At 38.8% G+C, this 19,395-nt stretch carries 15 protein-coding genes; 6 read left to right on the top strand and 9 right to left on the bottom strand.

The annotated features are described in order from the left end of the window. Positions 1-523 (bottom strand): fibronectin type III domain-containing protein (locus AC1DPQ_RS01490; RefSeq protein WP_477607642.1); only part of this gene is annotated, 523 nt, incomplete at its 3' end. Between the two features lie 85 nt (positions 524-608). Between AC1DPQ_RS01490 and nagA the strand changes: the two genes are divergently transcribed. From nagA to frr, 5 genes are all read left to right on the top strand, one after another. Continuing rightward, positions 609-1,700 (top strand): N-acetylglucosamine-6-phosphate deacetylase, encoded by a 1,092-nt coding sequence (nagA, locus tag AC1DPQ_RS01495; protein WP_477607644.1) that lies wholly within the window; start codon positions 609-611, stop codon positions 1,698-1,700. Between the two features lie 10 nt (positions 1,701-1,710). Beyond that, the gene (locus AC1DPQ_RS01500) at positions 1,711-2,673 is read left to right on the top strand and encodes an MBL fold metallo-hydrolase (protein WP_477581577.1); all 963 of its coding nucleotides are present in this window, start codon (positions 1,711-1,713) and stop codon (positions 2,671-2,673) included. Between the two features lie 131 nt (positions 2,674-2,804). Continuing rightward, positions 2,805-6,074 (top strand): TonB-dependent receptor, encoded by a 3,270-nt coding sequence (locus AC1DPQ_RS01505; RefSeq protein ID WP_477581579.1) that lies wholly within the window; start codon positions 2,805-2,807, stop codon positions 6,072-6,074. Between the two features lie 172 nt (positions 6,075-6,246). After that, a complete protein-coding gene (gene pyrH, locus AC1DPQ_RS01510; RefSeq protein ID WP_477607646.1) occupies positions 6,247-6,951 on the top strand; it encodes a UMP kinase in 705 nt (234 codons plus the stop codon). A 39-nt stretch (positions 6,952-6,990) separates the two neighbouring features. Next, entirely contained in the window at positions 6,991-7,554 is a 564-nt protein-coding gene (gene frr, locus AC1DPQ_RS01515) for a ribosome recycling factor (RefSeq protein ID WP_029279059.1), read from the top strand. A 52-nt stretch (positions 7,555-7,606) separates the two neighbouring features. Here frr and AC1DPQ_RS01520 read toward each other — a convergent pair whose 3' ends face one another. After that, positions 7,607-8,623 (bottom strand): LacI family DNA-binding transcriptional regulator, encoded by a 1,017-nt coding sequence (locus AC1DPQ_RS01520; protein WP_477581580.1) that lies wholly within the window; start codon positions 8,621-8,623, stop codon positions 7,607-7,609. Between the two features lie 448 nt (positions 8,624-9,071). Between AC1DPQ_RS01520 and AC1DPQ_RS01525 the strand changes: the two genes are divergently transcribed. Then, positions 9,072-9,548: an Lrp/AsnC ligand binding domain-containing protein gene (locus AC1DPQ_RS01525; RefSeq protein WP_025145395.1), complete on the top strand. Its 477-nt coding sequence runs from the start codon at positions 9,072-9,074 to the stop codon at positions 9,546-9,548. A gap of 716 nt (positions 9,549-10,264) precedes the next feature. Here AC1DPQ_RS01525 and feoB read toward each other — a convergent pair. The 7 genes from feoB to AC1DPQ_RS01560 all read right to left on the bottom strand — a co-directional run bounded on the left by feoB (position 10,265) and on the right by AC1DPQ_RS01560 (position 19,391). Then, complete coding sequence (feoB, locus tag AC1DPQ_RS01530; RefSeq protein WP_477607648.1) at positions 10,265-12,373, bottom strand: ferrous iron transport protein B; 2,109 nt, start codon at positions 12,371-12,373, stop codon at positions 10,265-10,267. 11 nt (positions 12,374-12,384) lie between these two features. Then, the gene (locus tag AC1DPQ_RS01535; RefSeq protein WP_055913318.1) at positions 12,385-12,600 is read right to left on the bottom strand and encodes a FeoA family protein; all 216 of its coding nucleotides are present in this window, start codon (positions 12,598-12,600) and stop codon (positions 12,385-12,387) included. A gap of 97 nt (positions 12,601-12,697) precedes the next feature. Beyond that, a complete protein-coding gene (locus AC1DPQ_RS01540; protein WP_477607650.1) occupies positions 12,698-15,469 on the bottom strand; it encodes an outer membrane beta-barrel protein in 2,772 nt (923 codons plus the stop codon). 174 nt (positions 15,470-15,643) lie between these two features. Continuing rightward, positions 15,644-18,460: an outer membrane beta-barrel protein gene (locus tag AC1DPQ_RS01545; protein WP_477582290.1), complete on the bottom strand. Its 2,817-nt coding sequence runs from the start codon at positions 18,458-18,460 to the stop codon at positions 15,644-15,646. Between the two features lie 150 nt (positions 18,461-18,610). After that, positions 18,611-18,736 carry a hypothetical protein gene (locus AC1DPQ_RS01550; protein WP_256449931.1) on the bottom strand — a complete coding sequence of 42 codons (126 nt, stop codon included), beginning with the start codon at positions 18,734-18,736 and terminating at the stop codon, positions 18,611-18,613. Positions 18,737-18,781: 45 nt separating this feature from the next. Further along, positions 18,782-19,207, bottom strand: a complete 426-nt coding sequence (locus AC1DPQ_RS01555) for a VanZ family protein (protein ID WP_477582292.1) — start codon at positions 19,205-19,207, stop codon at positions 18,782-18,784. A gap of 10 nt (positions 19,208-19,217) precedes the next feature. Next, positions 19,218-19,391, bottom strand: a complete 174-nt coding sequence (locus AC1DPQ_RS01560; protein WP_477607652.1) for a glycine cleavage system protein H — start codon at positions 19,389-19,391, stop codon at positions 19,218-19,220. Between the last annotated feature and the right edge of the window lie 4 nt (positions 19,392-19,395).

Consider the following 19,395-nt stretch of genomic DNA (forward strand, 5'->3'; position numbering starts at 1 on the left):
GAACAAGCCCCAACAAATGAGGGATTGATTCCGGGCGATCGTGCGTATCATTCATCATTAAGAACGAAACCCCGTCTTTCGCTCGGTCTGCATTCACAAATTCTTCAACAGCACTGCTTACCGTTACACCGTAGGTTAATTTGTAAGGCTGGAAATCTTTAATTTCTTTCGAAACAATTTTATAATAATATTTTGTTCCTGGTTTTAAATTTTTGAGCGTTACGGCATTTAACTTGCTATTAGCCTGCATTAAACCCAATTCGGCCTTTCCATATGCTTTTTGGCCAAGCTGATCTGCCTGTTCTCCAAATTCTACCCAGCCTGCAGCATTTTTATTGGTTAACCAAAGAATGGTCATCGAGTTATTGAAATTGGTTTGGAGATAAGGGCCTACTGCAATTTTAAAACCCTCTTCCTCAGCGGATACATCTGCAATCGCCATTGCTGGTGCTGCCAAAGTAGCAGCACCTAAAGTTAGTCCGGCCTTTAAAAAACCTCTTCTATTAGACTGATTTTCATTCATTTGGTTATTTTATCTTATTACCCAAATATATAGCTACAATATTTAACTTTGACCGTGTAAGATTAAATTTACTCAAACGTTTGATATGCCTAAAGTAATTTCCAATACCTCCTATTTTAAGGGCAACGATTTAAAAAAGAGTCAGAACATCATGATTAATGGCGCTCTAATTTCCAATATTAAGGCAAGCGACAACAAAGAAACCAGCCATTCGCTCGTTGTACCAGGTTTTATAGATTTACAGATTTATGGTGCCGGCGACAGGTTATTTTCAGCCGAGCCAAGCAGCGAATCATTAAGCATCATGGAAAATGAGCTGCTTAAAAAAGGCACTACAGGCTTTTTAGCTTGTATGGCAACAAATTCTCCTGAAGTTTTTGATGAATGTATCAAAGCAGCTAAAGAACACCGTATAGCTGCAAAAAATTTCTTGGGGCTACATTTAGAAGGGCCATTTTTAAATCCAAAACGCTTAGGTGCCCATGTTCCGGCCTTTGTACGAAAGGCCTCGTTAGATGAAATTAAGAAATTAATTGATTTTGGTGATGGCGTAATTAAAATGATGACGATAGCGCCGGAAATTCAAGATGATGAAGTGATCCAATACTTACTAGACCATGGTGTCGTGGTTTCTTTAGGGCATAGTAATGCAACCTTCGATGAGGCAATAACTGCTTATAACAAAGGCATCCAGACCACTACACACCTTTTTAATGCCATGAGTCCTATCCATCACCGCGAACCGGGTATCCCAACCGCTGTTTTTAGCCACGACAAAGCTATGGCCAGCATTATTGCCGATGGTCAGCACCTGGATTTCGAAGTAGTTAAGTTTGCCCAAAAACTTTTAAAAGAACGTTTGTTCCTCATCACCGATGCGGTTACTGCTTGTTCAACAGGGCCGTATCAGCATGTTCAAAAAGGCAATAAATATGTTATGCCTGATGGTACACTTTCCGGCTCATCGCTCACGATGTTAGAAGCTGTTAAAAATTGTGTATTACATTGTGACATCAGCTTAAATGATGCGGTTAAAATGGGAACGCGCTACCCTGCCCAATTGATCGGCATCGAAAATCTTACTGCAACGATAGAAACCGGGCATCAGGCAAACTTATTGGTACTTGATGATGACCTGAATTTAAAAGAGGTCATATTTAAAGGCGAAACGATATAATTAATTTAACATGTTCAAAAAAATCCTCGCAGCGATAATATTCTTGTCAGTTTATACCAGTAATTCTTGGGGACAAGAAATAGGTACTGCTTTTACAATAATACCCCTCGGAGTGAAGGGCGGAGATGATGAGAGCAATTTATCCTCTTATATGATTGCTCCAAAAGGTAGCGCAAATTATGTTTGTTTAGATGCAGGCACCATAAATGCCGGTATTCAAAAGGCCATTGAATATAAATCATTAAGAGGAATAAGCGAAGAGATTCAGCGAAAACAGATTAAGGGATATTTGATCTCACATGCCCATTTAGATCATGTAGCAGGTTTGATTATCAACTCTCCGGCCGATACATCCAAAAGCATCTACGGAATACCTTCGGTGCTGAATATTTTGAGGGATAAATACTTTACATGGGATGCCTGGGCCAATTTCGCAAATGAAGGCGAGAAACCACAATTAAAAAAGTACACCTACTCACCTCTTAATGAAGGTGAAACTTATCTGCTTGATGGAACGGAAATGAAAGTAAGGGCTTTTGAACTAAGCCATGGAAAACCATATAAAAGCACTGCTTTTTTGATCAGTCACAATGATAGTTATGTATTGTACCTTGGAGATACCGGCGCAGATGAAATTGAAAAATCGGACAAACTCGCCAGCTTATGGCAAACCATAGCGCCGATTATTAATGCAGGACAGTTAAAAGCAATTTTCCTGGAGGTTTCTTTCCCCAATGAACAGCCTGATAAACAATTATTCGGACACCTTACACCAAAGCTTTTTTATAGTGAATTATCAAAACTCGAAAGTTTAACTGATTCAAAAGCTTTTAAAAAAATATCTTTTATTGTAACACACACTAAACCGCCACAGAAAACTGCCAAAAAAGTAAAAAAGCAACTGATTTCAGAGAAATCGAAAGATTTAACACTGATTTTCCCCGAACAGGGCAAGTACTTAACAATTAATTAATTTAAATAGAACATTAGCAGTATTAAGTGCGTGTATTTTTGTAAAAAAGTGAATAAAACATCATAATTTTAAGAGCCATAGGGCAATAACAGATTATAATTGCTTTATCACTAACAAAAAAACATAAACTAATGAAAAAACTACTACTATTATTCACATTTATGCTTGCAATAACCATTGGTGGTTTTGCTCAGGGGGTTACAACTGCATCATTTATTGGTACAGTTAAAGATCAAAAGGGGGTAATTCCCGGTGCAACAGTTACCGCTGTGCATATTCCTTCAGGTACAAAATACGCAACAATTACCAGGGCCGATGGGCGGTACAACTTACCGAACGTACGTGTAGGTGGGCCATACACCATTAAAATAAGCTATATCGGCTACAACGAACTGGTTAAAGAAAATCTGAGCACAACTATCGGAGAAGATTTAAGGGTTGATGCTTCATTAACCGAAACATCGCAAAACTTAGCCGATGTTGTAGTAAAGGGAACGCAGGATAAAGTGATCAACTCATCCAGAACGGGGGCAAGGGAAACCATAACCCGGCAGCAGATTGATAATTTGCCAACGATTAGCCGTTCATTATCCGATTTTACCAAACTAACCCCATCAGCCAATTCTACTACTGTTGGCGGTTTAAGTTTTGGTGGCAGAAGCGGTTCTTATAACAACCTAACTGTGGATGGAGCCCTGTTTAACAACTCGTTCGGACTATCTGGTAGTTTAGGTGGACAGGCGAACTCTCAGCCGATATCACTAGATGCGATTGAACAAATTCAGGTAGATATTGCACCCTACGATGTTCGTCAGGGATCTTTTACCGGTGCGGGCATCAATACCATTGTAAAATCGGGAACAAATAACTTTAAGGGTTCGGCCTATTACTATACGAGAGGGACCGATTTAACAGGCTACTCAGCGGGGGTTACAAAAATACCAGTTGTAGACTTCAAGTATAATCAACGTGGTTTAAATATTGGTGGGCCGATCATTAAAGACAAATTATTTTTCTTTGTTTCGGGCGAACAAGAGCGGATCAGCACGCCTGCTACCTCCTTTGTAGCTTCAAGACCAGCTTTATCAGGAGCCAATGTTTCCGCAGCAGATGCGGCAACCTTAGATAAGCTATCGAACTATTTAATGAGCAAGTACAATTATGCCACAGGTCCATACGAGAATTATCCATACGAGACGAAAAGTGATAAAATAACCGCGAAGATAGATTGGAACATCAATGCTAACAATACTTTAAGTGCGAAATATTTCTACTTAAAATCGAACAGACAGGTGGTAGCCAGCGGTTCGGGTATTCCGGCGGGCTTAAATGGTAGCCGTTCGCCTTCTTCAACCTCTATGCCTTACTTTGGATCGAGTTACACCATAAACAATAACTTTAACATTGGTATCGTAGAGTTAAACACCAGGATTGGGAACAGCATGTCGAACAAATTAACGCTTGGTTATTCTGCCTTGAGAGATTTTCGGGCTTCAAATGGCGCTGAACTACCAATGGTTGATATTGGTAACGGAAACGGAGGCATTTTAACGAGTTTCGGCTACGAAGTTTTTACAGCAAACAACTTATTAAACTCCGACATTTATCAGTTTTCTGATGATTTCTCGATCTATGCTGGTAAACACGAAATCACCATTGGGACTAGTAACCAGTTGAATAAATTTTTAAATGGTTTTGCACCAAACTATAATGGTCTGTATTATTTCAAAACTGCCGACGATTTTATGAACAATGCACCAGCTGTAAGTTATTCTTACCGTAATTCTGCATTGGCGGATGGTGCATTTCCATTCGCAAAAATGTCGTCTTATAACCTGAGTTTATACGCACAGGATAAATATCAGGTAAGCGATAATTTCAAATTAACTTACGGTATACGGGCAGATTATACCTATTTCCCTACCAAGTTAGATCCAAATCCAAATTTGGCGGCACTAACCTTTCAAAACGGTTTGCAGGTAGATATTTCAAAATTCCCAAACAAAAAATTATTGTTCTCTCCACGTGTAGGTTTCAATTATGATATTTTTGGCGATAAAACAACACAGTTGCGAGGCGGTACAGGGATTTTTACTGGTCAGGTGCCTTATGTTTGGATCTCTAACCAGGCCTCTAACACCGGGACACTATTCAGCTCAAGTACTGTTTCAACCGTTGGAGATCCCCGATTGATTTTTAATCCGAATGTAAATGCAAACCGCCCTGCTCCAGGTACAGTTAATGCCAATACTTCGTATGAAGTAGACGCAACTTCTAAAGATTTCAAATACCCTCAAATCTGGAGAACCAACGTTGCTGTTGATCAGAAGTTGCCAATGGGTATCATTGCAACCATAGAGGCCTCATATACCAAAGATATCAATGCTGTAAATTTCTCAAATGCAGCATTGCCTAATAATTCTACAGGTTTGATCACACTTCCAGGTATTGAAGGACAACAACGTTATACCGCAAAATCTACACAAACTGGTACAACTGCGGCAAACCCTTCTATATCGCCGTTTATTTACATGCAGAATACCAAAAAAGGTTATTCGTATTTCATCACGGGCCAACTACAAAAATCTTTTTTAAACGGATTTAATGCAAGTGCGGCCTATACTTATAGTCAATCGCGATCTGTTAATGATGGCGGTTCTACTGCAAGCTCAATTTGGTCGCAAAGAGCCATTGCAGGAGATGCAAACTCGGATGTTTTAGCCAACACCAATTTCATCCAACCAAATAGAGTCATTGCATCATTAAGCTACAAAAGAGAATATTTTAAACATGCAGCAACCACAATCGGTTTAATTTTCGAATCAGCCAATAATGGTGCATTTAGTTATGTTTCATCTGGCGACATTAACAATGATGGTGGAGCAAATGATCTGCTTTACATCCCACAAAACCAAGGCGACATTACTTTGGTTCCCGATTTTGTTGGCGATACCCGCACACCGGCACAGATCTGGAACCAGTTAAACGCCTACATTAGCCAAGATAGTTACCTGAGCAAACACAGAGGTGAATTTGCAAAAAGAAACGGCGCCATCATGTCTTATTTCAAAAGAGCCGATCTTCACATCGCACAGGATTTCTTTGTTGGCCCTAAAGGAAAAAGAAATACACTTCAGTTTACATTAGATATTATTAACCTGGGCAATATGCTAAATAGTGATTGGGGTTTGTATCAAACACCAAATATTCCATTATCTACATACAATACGGCCGTGCTATTGGCATATAAAGGTTTAGATGCTGTATCAGGAAAACCTACTTATTCTTTTCCATATCAAGACAAAGCAAATTTAACTCCATACACTACAACGTATAAAAATATTACCGATCAGATTTCGCGCTGGCAGGCACAGTTTGGTGTCCGTTACATCTTTAACTAACGTTAAACAGATTATTATGGCTCGCCATCTGTAATAAAAGTAATATGATAAGAGGAGCAATATCTCAGGATATTGTTCCTTTTTCTTTAAATCAGTATTTCTATTTAAATATTTACATCAATTATTAAAAAGCATAGCTTGGTATTAAAAAAATGTTAATATTTTTGAGGTCATGAAATACAAACGCATCCTATTAAAGCTTAGCGGAGAATCGCTAATGGGCGACAAACAATATGGAATTGATAATGAACGCGTTAAACAATACGCAGAAGATATCAAAGCCGTACACGATAAAGGTTTAGAAATCGCAATCGTAATTGGAGGGGGGAATATTTTTAGAGGTTTAAGCGCCGAAAAAAGTGGGATGGACAGAGCACAGGCCGATTATATGGGCATGTTGGCAACAGTTATCAACTCTATGGCCTTGCAAGATGCGTTAGAAAAAGTGGGTATTAAAACACGGTTACTTACTGCAATTAAAATGGAGCAGATCTGTGAGCCATTTATCCGCAGAAGAGCTGTTCGCCATTTAGAAAAAKGCCGTGTGGTTATTTTTGGTGCAGGAACGGGAAATCCATACTTCACAACCGATTCTGCAGCAGCTTTGCGTGCTATCGAAATCAAAGCTGATGTTGTTCTAAAAGGAACACGTGTTGATGGGATTTATACGGCCGATCCTGAAAAAGATCCGCTGGCCACTAAATATGATGAAATTTCTTTTAGGGAAGTTTACGATAAGGGGCTTAATGTAATGGATATGACCGCATTTACTCTTTGCGAAGAAAACCAAGTGCCGATTATTGTGTTTGATATGAACAAACATGGCAATTTCATGAAAATCGCCAATGGCGAACCTATTGGAACCCTGGTTAAATAAGGAATAAAAATTATTATTTTTGTAGAAATACACACAATTATGAACGACCTCATACAATTACAATTAATGGATGCTCAATCTGCAATGGATAGAGCCATCGATCATTGTGAATCTGAATTAACTAAAATCAGAGCTGGTAAAGCATCAGCTGGAATGTTGGATGGTATTTTCGTGGATTATTATGGCGCAGCTACAGCATTATCACAAGTAGCCAGTATTAATACGCCTGATGCCAGAACAATCGTAATCCAACCTTGGGAAAAATCACTTTTAACCGCGATTGAAAAAGCTATTCAGGTAGCCAATATTGGTATCAATCCACAAAATGATGGCATTGTTATCCGCCTGGTTGTGCCGCCTTTAACAGAAGAGCGTAGAAAAGACTTGGTGAAAAAAGTAAAGGAAGAAGCCGAAAGAGGCCGCATTACCGTTCGTAACATCCGTAAAGATGCCAATACCAAAATTCAAAAACTGAAAGGCGAAGGTGTTTCTGATGACGAGATTAAAACAGGTGAAGGCGAAGTGCAAAAATTAACCGATGCTTATATCATCAAGGTTGACAAACACGCCGAAGCTAAAGAAAAAGATGTAATGACAGTTTAATCTGTATAAAATACAATCAGAAAGGGAATGGACTAAGATCTATTCCCTTTTTTTATTGCTTTGCGCTTGAGCCCCTAACGTTTAAGATAGTGGGTAACGACACCTGCATGTTTTCGACAGGCTTTCCTGCTTTCTTAAGCTTGTTCAATAAAATTTTCATCACGTTTTCTGCAATCGCCTCAAGAGGTTGTGCAATAGCCGTAACCGGAGGCTCGCAAAACTCCAGAATTTCGAAATCATCAAAAGAAACAACAGCCATATCCTTGTGGATCTGAATACCTAGTTTTCTAAAAGTTCTTAAACCGTCTAAACAAATATAGTTGGCAGCAAAAACTACCGCATCCAGCTGTTTCTCTGCTTTAAAAAACTTTATCATCTCCTCAATTGATTCGGCAGAGTTTACATATTTAATCTTCTTTACAATTGCCGGCAAGTTATATTTTTTTACAGCACTTTCGTAACCCGCCAAGCGGTCTACCATCTGCTGCTGTAAAGTATCAATGGTTACAAAACCTATTTTTTTATAATTATTCTTAATGAGGTGCTCGGTAGCTTCGTAGGTACTGCTTAGATTATCGATTATTACATAATCTGTTTTAACATCCTGTACGTACCGATCGAATAGTACCACTGGGGCATCTGTTTGAATCAATTTTTTAACTTCTTCTTCCAAACCTTCAGGCAAGGCCATAATATAGCCATCAACATGCCTGTCTTTAAAAATCTGCAGCAATTCTATTGCCTTTTCGGTATCGTTTCTGGTACTGCTAAAAAGTATCTTATAACCAAGGCTCGAAGCAATTTCATCAATTCGGCGTGCTATACCCGAGAAAAAAGGTTCAGAAATATCATCAACCAAGAAGCCTATAATTTTTGTTTTGCCTGTTCTTAAACTTGTTGCAAGGGTATTGGGCTGATAATTTAATTCAGCAACCAGTTCTAAAACTTTTTTGGTAAGCGATTCGCTAATATTTTTTTCTCTTGCTTTCCCATTAATTACAAACGATACGGTTGTAATGGAAATATTTAATTGTTTAGCGATATCTTTGATCGAAACGCGTTTCTTCATCACAGGCATTGAACGAATAAAAGTTGATTGGTAATATAACAATATATCTATAAATATAGGAGAGTTATGAAAAAAATAGCCTAAAAAAGAAAAAGAGCAACCTATCCAGGATTGCTCAATTAACTAACTTATTATTCATAAAAAATGCTGTTGGGGAAGGAGTCGAACCTTCAAGGGGTAGTTAGCTACAGTTCAAAAAATTAATTTGTGGTCAACCCAATAAACTGCGTTTGTCCCATTATTCYCCRCCACCGAGACAAGGAGGYGTGTCTGCCWRTTTCACCACCCTACATTATGTTATGCAATTTTGAAAGAACGTTTCCTTTTTGTTAATTGCTTGATACAAATGTAAAGGAACAACCAATACCTTGCAAATATTTTAAACATTTAATTTTATTTTTATAATATTGATAAATATTCGTAAATTCGCTTATCATAATTCAAAAATATGCTTAAAAAAGACAATTCCAATTTAGAAATTGACAACCTCGACATCGATATATTGAAACAATTGATGCAGGATGCCACTAAACCTTATACAGAAATCGCCAAAGATCTGATTGTTTCGGGCGGAACGATACACGTTAGGATGAAGAAACTGCAGGAAATGGGCATTATTAAGGGCTCGCACTTAATCATTGATCCGCAGAAGGCTGGATATGATATCTGTGCCTTTTTGGGTATTTACCTGGAGAAAGGAATCCAGTACAAAGATGCAGTTGCACAATTGAGCAAAATTAAAGAAGTGGTAGAATTGCATTATACTACCGGTGCCTACAGTATGTTTGCCAAAATTATCTGCAGGGATACCAATCATTTACGCCACGTTTTAAACGAAGAAATACAGGCCGTGAACGGTATTCAGCGTACGGAGACTTTAATCTCGTTAGAAGAGAGCATTAAGCGTCAGATTGAACTGGGGTAGAGCAGAAAGACTAAAGGTAAAAGACTAAAGCAAAAAGATTTCATTAAGAACACGAAGCTTAAATGATCTCATATGCCTTATATGGTAAAATGCTATTGGTCATTCTTAATAATCAGGAAATGAACGCTGAGTGGGATTTTGGGAACAGTAGTCCCGTTATTCGCTATAGCCCCGATGAATCCCGATGTAAAATCGGGAGGGGGCTGCCGCTACTACCGGGTTTAGAAACAAAGGTTTGTGTAGCTAGGCCCCAAACCATTAATAGCAGCACTCAATTGGCCACCTAGACCCGATTGGAGTGAACACGAAGCCGCAGGCAAAGTAAAACGGAAAGCGGGAAAAAACCCAGATAGTTTTACAGGCGCTGCGCTCCTAATAGCTTTTATATAATTTTTTATTTGAAAATGAGCATTCAATATTAATCGGGAACAGTAGTCCCGTTATTCGCTATAGCCGATGAAGAATCGGGCTGCCGCTACTACCGGGTTTAGGAACTGAGGTTTATACAGCACCCAGCCAAAAATAGCACCACCTAACGAGCCACCTAGACCCGATTGGAGTGAACACGCAATCCCGATATTTCATCGGGATAAGTAAAACGGAAAGCGGGAGGAAACTCAAATAATTATACAGGCCTTGCTCTCCTAACCTTAATAATCATATTTATAAAAAAGTCCTTCGACTACGCTCAGGATGACAAACGAAAAAAGACAACACTATTTCAACAGTTGATAAGCAACAAGCGCAGCAACGTAAGCCATGGCTGTCATATAAGCCAATTGGATAACCGGCCATTTCCAGCCTTTAGTTTCGCGGTATACAATAGCTACTGTGCTCATACATTGCATGGCAAAAGCATAAAAAAGCATTAATGAAATGCCGGTAGCAAAAGTATATACAGGCAAACCGGTGCGACTGTTAACCGAGGCAGACATGCGTTCTCTAATGGTGCTTGTATCCTCATCACCGCCATCGACGCTATAAATCGTAGCCATAGTACCTACAAAAGCTTCGCGGGCAGCAAAGGAGGTAATTAAACCAATACCAATTTTCCAATCGTAACCCAGAGGGCGGATGGCAGGCTCAATCCAATGGCCAAGAATGCCCACATAAGAATTTTCCAATTTCTCGGTAGCCACCAGGGTTTTAATGTGATCTGTATTTTTTGTAGTATCGGCCAGAGCAGATTCGTATTTTTTATCGATACTTTCGAAACGGCTTCCTGGCCCAAAAGAGGCCATTACCCAAAGAATGATGGAAATGGCAATGATTACCTTACCCGCTTCGAAAACAAAAGTTTTTGATTTCTCGTACATGGTGTAGAACACATTTTTCCACCTTGGCATGCGATAAACCGGCAGCTCCATGATAAAATAAGATCTTTCTTTGGTTTTGATGATGAATTTCATTACCCAGGCCACCAGTACCGCAGCAATAATCCCTACCAGGTACATCACCATTAGCGCCAGCCCCTGCAGGTTAAAAACACCTAAAACGGTTTGAGAAGGAATAATTAACGAAATGATTAAAATATACACCGGAAGCCTTGCCGAACAGCTTACCAATGGGGTAACCATGATGGTAATCATCCTGTCTTTCCAGTTTTCGATATTTCTGGCAGCCATAATAGACGGAACTGCACAGGCTAAACCACCTATCATCGGCACCACCGATTTACCGTTAAGGCCAACCTTACTCATAATTTTATCCATCATAAAGGTAACACGGGCCATGTAGCCGGTATCTTCCAAAATGGATATAAAGGCAAAAAGGATTGCAATCTGTGGGATAAACACGAATATGCCGCCTAGCCCGGCAACAACACCATCCAATAACAGATCGGTAAGCATGCCCGCCGGCAAATATTCGTGACCGGTACTCGTTATAAAACCAAAACCAGTCTCAATCCAGTCCATTGGATAAGATGACCAGGCAAATATGGCATTGAAAATAACAAAAAGAATCAGCAAGAAAATGGCAAATCCCCATACTTTATGGGTTAAAATAGCATCTAATTTATCGCTGAAAGAAAATTTCTTTTCGGTACCATTGTCAACAACCACATCAGATAAAATAGTACTGAGGTGTTTGTACCTGGCAATGGTTTCTGCAGCCTGAATTTTTGAAGACTCAAAATGGTGTGACTGCTCTATATTTTCAATTTCTTCCTGTTCTTTTTCGGTAAAGAAAGTTAAATGCTCATGTTGGTGCAAAACCTGCAGCGCATAATAATCGTTATCAGAATTAAGTTTCGATTTTATGGCATTAATAGCTTCAGGAGCCAGAAAATTCACATCTACATCCTGGAGCTGTGTGGCAATTTTATTGGTATTGGCAATAGCCTTTTTTAGTTTGTCAATCCCAATGTTATTCCGTGCTGAAATGGGAACCACCTGGACGCCCAGTTTCGCTGCAAGTTTATCCAGATTGATCTCGATCCCTTGTTTATCCGAAAGATCGATCATATTCAGGGCCAAAATCATAGGAATGCCTAAATCTGCCACTTGCGAATACAAAAGCATATTGCGCTTTAAATTGGAAGCATCGGCAATGAGGACAATAACATCAGGATGGCTATTGTTTTTTTTATCGGCAAGTACTTGAAAAACGATGCTTTCATCARCACTTTTCGGATATAAACTATACGTTCCCGGTAAATCTATTATTTCGGCTTCTTTACTATTGGCAAGTTTTGTAAAACCTGTTTTCTTATCAACAGTAATGCCTGGAAAATTTCCGATTTTTTGATTTAACCCTGTTAAACGGTTAAATAAAGTAGATTTACCTGTATTGGGATTACCAACTAACGCAACTTTAATATCCAAACCCAGCTTTTTTATTGAATAATGATAACATCGGCTTCGCTTTTACGCAAGCAAAGCTGATAACCAGCAACACGGATCGCCATTGGATCGCCCAGAGGAGCAAAACGCTCTACTTCTACCACCTCACCCGGCAAGCAGCCCATCTCCATTAACTTTACAGACATATCTAAATCTGTAAAAGCTACAATTGTTCCTTTTTCTCCAACTTTTAGGTGCGACAGTTTCATGTGCTAAATTTGGCGCAAGTTAACCTTTCTTTAGATTTATTCCAAATAAGATAGTCGTGTGTGGGATATAAATTACACAGCTTTACCCTAAAATGATCTAGTTCCGCTGTCTGCCCCCGCCAAAGCCGCCACCGCCATTACCTCCACGCTTCCTGCCACCCTCTTCGCCTCCCCTGATGCGGTTTTTACCCCCCATGCGGTTAAGTGAATAGGTAAACGAAAACATAAAATAACGCTGCAGTACATTATAACTTACATCCTGAATGGTATTGTTATTGGCTGTACGGCTTACGCCCTGGTTTTCGTTCAGCAAATCGTTTACCGCCGCTTTAAAGGTTCCCCTGTTTTTAAAGAACTGTTTGCTGATGTAAGAATTTACGAGTGTAAAATGTGTATCGAAACCCTCTCCTCTTCCGGTATTCTGGTTATAATCGGCATCTATTGCCCAGCGGATATTTCCTGGGAATAAATAACTTACACTCACATTTGGACTAAAGGTATAATAACGCGTATTAGAATTAGGCTGAACCGAATAGGTTGCACGGTTAATCGAACCATTTAAACCAGCTGTTAAATCGAGCTTATCTAAATTGGAAACCAAGCGATAACCATTGGTAATAGACCAGCTATTGGTAATATTTTTTAAAGCATTGGTAAAGTTTACATCCCTATCATAACTACCACTAACATTGATATGAAAGTTCAGCTTATTCTCTGCCATAATCGGCAAACTTAATGAAGAGGAAATAGACCCCGAGTAAACACCGTTTACATTCACCGGAGTAATAGCCAGTTTTCCCTGGTCTTCGCCGCTTTGAATTAAGCTACTGCTATTCGCAATCCGGTTTGAAGTTTGGGTTAGGTTTAAATTGACGAATAAGGACCTGTTTTTTCCGACGGTAAACGTATTGTAGGCTACGCGAAGGGTATTATTGAATTCGGGCTTCAGATCAGGGTTACCAACGGGGATACTTTGTGTGTTGGTATTGTTCCGGATCGGCTGCAACTGCTGAATGGTTGGTTGGTTTGTGCTGCCCCTATAGTTAAACACCATGCGTTTACTGTTGCTAAAATTATACCTGAACATGGCCGAGGGCGTATAGTTGAAAACGTTCTGCTTGAGTACAAATCCCTTACTGATATTGTTATTTGTGCGATCAGTATTCTGAACCGCCACACCGACATTCCAATTGTATTTTTTCGCCATTTTATTAAAGCTAAAACCTGCCGAGTTGGTTAAAATGGTATTTTCGTAAGCATTGCTAAAGGTTTCATCCAATAAATCGTATTGTAAGGTAGCTGGATTGAAATTATAGGTAAAACGATCGGATGTATTGTGGTTATAACCGTTCTGATAATTAAACTCCAGGCTCAAGGTTTTATCCAGGGGCTCGGTATATACCAATCTTGTATTCTGGTTGATGGACTCGCTCTCCTGATCGTTAAACTGGTCGGTCGTTTTTTGAGTGGTAGTTCCGTTTTCTTTTCTGGTTTCAGGATTTGTATTGTAATTATCAGCATCGTTATTGTTGATATTGGTACTGAAGTTTAATGAAAGTGTTCTCCCCCTACGCATAAATTTTTTACGCAATAAAATGTTGTTACTAATGGATGGTGCAGTATTATGATTTCTTAACAATTGTGACCCGGTAATCATATACTTATTAAAATCGCGGGTATAGGTGCTGTTGTTTAAGCTCTCGTTATCGGTATAACTTAAATTTGGCTGTATCCGAAGCGAGGTTAGCGAATCAATCTTGGTATCGACCATAAAGTTTAAGCGGTGGTTTAAACGATCGGAATTATTGACCTGATTGTTCTTAAAAACCGTAGTTTCATCACCCAATAAATTTTGCCTTACACTGTTCGACAGAATAAGGTTATCAGATTTATTAACGAAATAACTCAGGCTAATTTCGGTTTGATCGGCATATTCATCCGAAAAATTAAACCCGCCAGCTTTGGTATCGGTAATTCCGCCCCGGCCACCATTACTGCCGCCATTCCCTCCACCCAAGCCACCGCCAAAGTTTTGTTTGTTTACATTGTTGAACTGTGCAATTACGCTTAAGCGTTTGTCCTGATTAAAATGGTTAATGTTCGCATTTACATCGTAACGGTCGTTAGAACCATAACCTCCAGAACTGTTTCCGAAATAACCGTTTTTCTTATCCTTTCTGGTGGTGATATTAATGATCTTGGTTCTCGAACCATCATCGATTCCGGTAAACTGTGCCTGATCTGACAGTTCATCAATAATCTGAATTTTATCGATCATATCGGCCGGAAGATTTTTAGTGGCCAATAAAGGATCGTTCCCAAAAAACTCTTTACCGTCTACCTTAACTTTTGTAATGGTTTCGCCCTGGGCTTTTACTGTTCCGGCCTTATCTACCTCTACTCCTGGCAATTTCTTTAACAGATCCTCAACTACAGCATTCTCTACCACTTTAAACGAGCTTGCATTAAACTCGAGCGTATCCTTTTTTACTACAATTGGCGGAATTTCTGCTTTAATATCAACCGTTTGAAGGTCTATCGCACCACCTTCTAAAACAATATCGCCCAAGGCCACATCTGTTTTATCTGCCGCGATTGTAAAATCTTTTGTGATATTCTTTAAGCCTAAAAATGCAGCATAAAGTCTGTAAGTACCCGGATTTAAGTTTTTGAAAACAAATTTCCCATCCTCGGTGGTACTTACAGCACCAACCATGCTCGAATCTGTTAGGTTTCTAACAGCCAAAGAAGCATAATCGATCGGTTTTTTATCTTTTGATTGAATAACCCGTCCGCTAACTGAACCCGTTTTCTGAGCGTAAACATAAAAAGATGATAAAATAAGTAGGAGCGTAAAAATTTGTTTCATTCGGTTAGTTTGGTTTATAGCATAGAGACTAGCGACTTTTACAAAGGTTTATTTTACTTTGGTAACATTTGAAATACATAAATGTCAATCACACATTTAATATGGAAACGAAATGGGCATAAAAAGAAAAGTCCCGATTTTCATCAGGACTCTCATTATTTAAAGCATTATACTTTACATTCTTATGCGCTGACCGCCACCGCCACCGCGTTGACCTGGCATCTGCATATCTCCACTCATTGTTCTGCCACCAATACGGGTTAACGAATAAGTGAATGACAACATATAATAGCGTTTTAACACATTAAAGTTAACATCCTGAATTGATGTGCCTGTAGCTGTTCTGCTTACTCCTGTATTCTGGTTAAGTGCATCATTAACAGAGAATTTAAATGTACCTCTGTTTTTAAAGAACTGACGGCTGATGTATGGATTAAGAATAGTATATTCCTGGTTATACAGATCGCCACCACCAAAATTTCTGAAATAATCAATATCTATGGCTAACCTGATATTGGCTGGCAATACATAACTTACATCGAAGCTTGGATTAATGGTATAAAACTGTGTATTGGCAGATTGTTGGGCTGAAAAGGATGAATTGGTATAGCTACCGGTGATCCCCCCCGTTAAATCAAATTTATCAACGTTGGTAACCAGTTTATAACCGTTGGAAATGGTATACGTATTGGTAATGTTTTTAACTGATGTGGTACCGCCCTGTGGAACAATGTAATTTACATTCCTGTTATAAGCCCCATTACCTGATATATTTAAGGTTAATTTACGCTCTGCCATTAAAGGTAAAGACCATGTTGCATTAGCATTACCTGCATAAACACCATCAACATTAACATAACTCACCTGTTGAATACCACTAGGCAGCTGTGCAACACTATTACCGATACTGTTGAAAGTTTGTGTCAAATTTAGTCCTGCAAAGAAAAATCTACCGTTTTCAATATTAAAGTTATTGAAATTAATCCTTAACTGGTTATTAAAAGAAGGTTTTAAAGCTGGGTTACCTACATAAATAGTTTGCGAATTTGTATTATCAGGAATTGGCTGAATCTGATCAATGCTTGGTTGAGTGGTAGAACCACGATAATTAATAAACAAGCGTTTACGGTTGCTAAAGTTATACCTGAACTGCGCTGAAGGGGTAATATTAATAAAATTCTGCGTACGCTTTAAGCCAGTAGTTAAATTCGTGTTCACCCTGTTGGTTTGCTGTGCAGCTACTCCAATATTCCAGTTGTACTTTTTCTCTGTTGTTGTTAAACTAACGCCTGCCGCATTGGTAAGGGTACGGTTATTATAAATATTCGAGAAAGTATTGTCTACAAGGTCATATTGCAAAGTTAAAGGATTGTAATTAAGAACATCTCTTTGCGAATCGCTATTTGAATACCCATTCTGGTAATTAAATTCTACACTTAAGGTTTTATTTAAGGGCTCAGTATAAACTAATCGTGTCGTATTATTAATCGAATGACTGCTTGTATTATTCAACTGGTTGGTTAATGAATCTCTCTTTGAAGTACCAGTGGTAATCGTTTCATCTCTATAGTTAAGATTCGTACCATTATTATCATTAATACTGGTACTAACGTTTAACGAAAGGGTACGACCTCTACGTTTAAAACTTTTTCTTACTAATAAATTATTGCTAAACGCAGGCGTAGCTGCAGTTGTCGTGTTCCGTTGTAAACCTTCTGTTAATGAAGTTATAAAATTTCGGGTATAGTCTGTAACGCTGTTCCCATCAGTTTCGGTATAGGTTACATTGGGTTGAATCTTGATCGATAACGAAGGGTCTATTTTAGTATCAACCATAAAATTGAAACGATGGTTGATCCGATCTGTAGTATTATCTAATTTTTGATTAATATCGGTTGTTCCTGTACCTAAAAGATTTTGTGTGTGCGAATTCTGCARCAGTTCGGATGTTGCTTTGTTAAAGAAGTAACTGGCCTGAAACTGGGTCCCATCTTTATAGGTATCTGCAAAGTTTAAACCCGCTGCATTTGTATTGGTGATACCACCATTTCCACCAGCGCTACTTCCGCCTCCACCGCCGCCAAAACCGCCGCCTCCACGACCACCACCGCCTCCAAATCCGTTGCCTACACCACCGCCCTGACCAAAGTTTTGTTTGTTCACGTTGTTAAACTGGCCAATAAAACTAATCTGCCTGTCTTCATCAAACTTGTTGACGTTCAAACTTGCATCATATCGGTCATTGGAACCGTAGCCTACCGTACTGTTTCCAAAATAACCATGTTTCATGCCGCTTTTGGTTGTAATGTTCAGGATTTTATTTCTTGTTCCATCATCAATACCAGTAAACTGGGCCTGCTCGGAAAGCTCGTCAATTACCTGAATTTTATCAACCATATCGGCAGGAAGATTCTTTGTAGCCAATAAGGGGTCGTTTCCAAAAAATTCTTTTCCATCCACCTTTACTTTGGTAATGGTTTCGCCCTGGGCTTTAATACTTCCATCTTTTGCCACCTCTACGCCTGGTACTTTCTTTAATAAATCTTCTACAACTGCATTTTCACGTACCTTGATAGATTTGGCATCAAATTCAATGGTGTCTTTCTTTACTACAATTGGAATGGTTGCGGTAACGTTAACATCTTTTAAATCAACGCCATCGTCGCTCATGGCAATTTCGCCCGCATTTACTGCTGCTTTAGCCACTTCTATATCTTTAGTAGCTGTTTTTAAACCTAAAAAGGCGGAGTAGATTCTATATTTACCTGGCGCAATGCCCTTAAAACTAAAAGATCCATCCGGATTGGTTTGCCCTGAAGCAACAACACTCGAATCTTTTAAGCTCTTAACTGCTATTGTAGCAAAGTCGACTGGCTTTTTATCTTTCGCGTTAATTACTTTACCGCTTATTGAACCAGTATTTTGAGCCTGGGCAATATATCCACAAAATAGGAGCACAATGAATATTGCCCGCTGAACGTTTTTTTTCATCAAAAAATTAGATATTATAATACAAAACTAAGCTATCAGACTAGGGAAAGGCGCAAAGGTTTGTTAAGGTGTGTTAAAAGCTTGGTAACATTTTAAATACAGCTTTTAGTAGGCGATCAGATCTAAAAGGAAGATCGATCGGAAGTGGGATTATTTTTGTGGTGAAGGATAAGTTTTGTAGTACACTTTTGGGCAGTTACAGTTCTTTTTAAAAATACTGCATCCACTTAAACATATGGCCACAATTACACAGATGATACTAACTTTCGTTTTCATTGTTTTTATTTTATTTTCAATTGCAATGAAGCGATTCCGGATACATTAATTGTTTTTGGTAAGCGGTGTATTCGTCATGGTTTCATTGAAATTTAATTTATGAAGCAATACATAACTAAAAACTGCCATGGATGCCCCTAACATGTCGCAGCCAAAATCCCACCATTCTGCAGATCGGTAGGTAAAAACTTTCCATTGTAACAGTTCAATTCCGCCTCCAATTGCCGCATTGATGAGCAATATTTTAAAAATGGTCAATGTTCTGAAAGCGAAGGTATGCTGATATCTTATTTTCCCGTAGAAGAGTAATACCGATAAGACAAAGAAAAAACCCATATGGGTCATTTTATCAAAGCCTTTAAAGAAAAAACCGCTTCCACCCACAGAATCGGAAATTTCAATATTACAAAGCACTAAAACTACTATGGTCCATAGAACGGCCCATTTTTGCTGTTTCAGTGCTTTGTACAAAATATAATAATTATGCTCCTACCAGTTCCTGGTAAGCTTCTGCAGTTAATAAATCTTCTACTTCAGCTAAATCAGCCAAAGATACTTTTACCATCCAACCTTTTCCGTAAGGATCAGCGTTTACCAATTCCGGATTATCGTTTAGCTCAGCATTAACTTCTAATACCGTACCCGTAACCGGCATATAT

It is taken from the genome of Pedobacter sp. 01T416_2, assembly GCF_056398925.1.

Coding starts and splice junctions, on each gene's coding strand:
- AC1DPQ_RS01535 (WP_055913318.1), bottom strand. CDS start 12,600: ATGAAACTGTCGCACCTAAAAGTTGGAGAAAAAGGAACAATTGTAGCT.
- AC1DPQ_RS01560 (WP_477607652.1), bottom strand. CDS start 19,391: ATGCCGGTTACGGGTACGGTATTAGAAGTTAATGCTGAGCTAAACGAT.
- AC1DPQ_RS01520 (WP_477581580.1), bottom strand. CDS start 8,623: ATGAAGAAACGCGTTTCGATCAAAGATATCGCTAAACAATTAAATATT.
- frr (WP_029279059.1), top strand. CDS start 6,991: ATGAACGACCTCATACAATTACAATTAATGGATGCTCAATCTGCAATG.
- AC1DPQ_RS01500 (WP_477581577.1), top strand. CDS start 1,711: ATGTTCAAAAAAATCCTCGCAGCGATAATATTCTTGTCAGTTTATACC.
- AC1DPQ_RS01550 (WP_256449931.1), bottom strand. CDS start 18,736: ATGAAAACGAAAGTTAGTATCATCTGTGTAATTGTGGCCATATGTTTA.
- AC1DPQ_RS01505 (WP_477581579.1), top strand. CDS start 2,805: ATGAAAAAACTACTACTATTATTCACATTTATGCTTGCAATAACCATT.
- AC1DPQ_RS01525 (WP_025145395.1), top strand. CDS start 9,072: ATGCTTAAAAAAGACAATTCCAATTTAGAAATTGACAACCTCGACATC.
- AC1DPQ_RS01540 (WP_477607650.1), bottom strand. CDS start 15,469: ATGAAACAAATTTTTACGCTCCTACTTATTTTATCATCTTTTTATGTT.
- nagA (WP_477607644.1), top strand. CDS start 609: ATGCCTAAAGTAATTTCCAATACCTCCTATTTTAAGGGCAACGATTTA.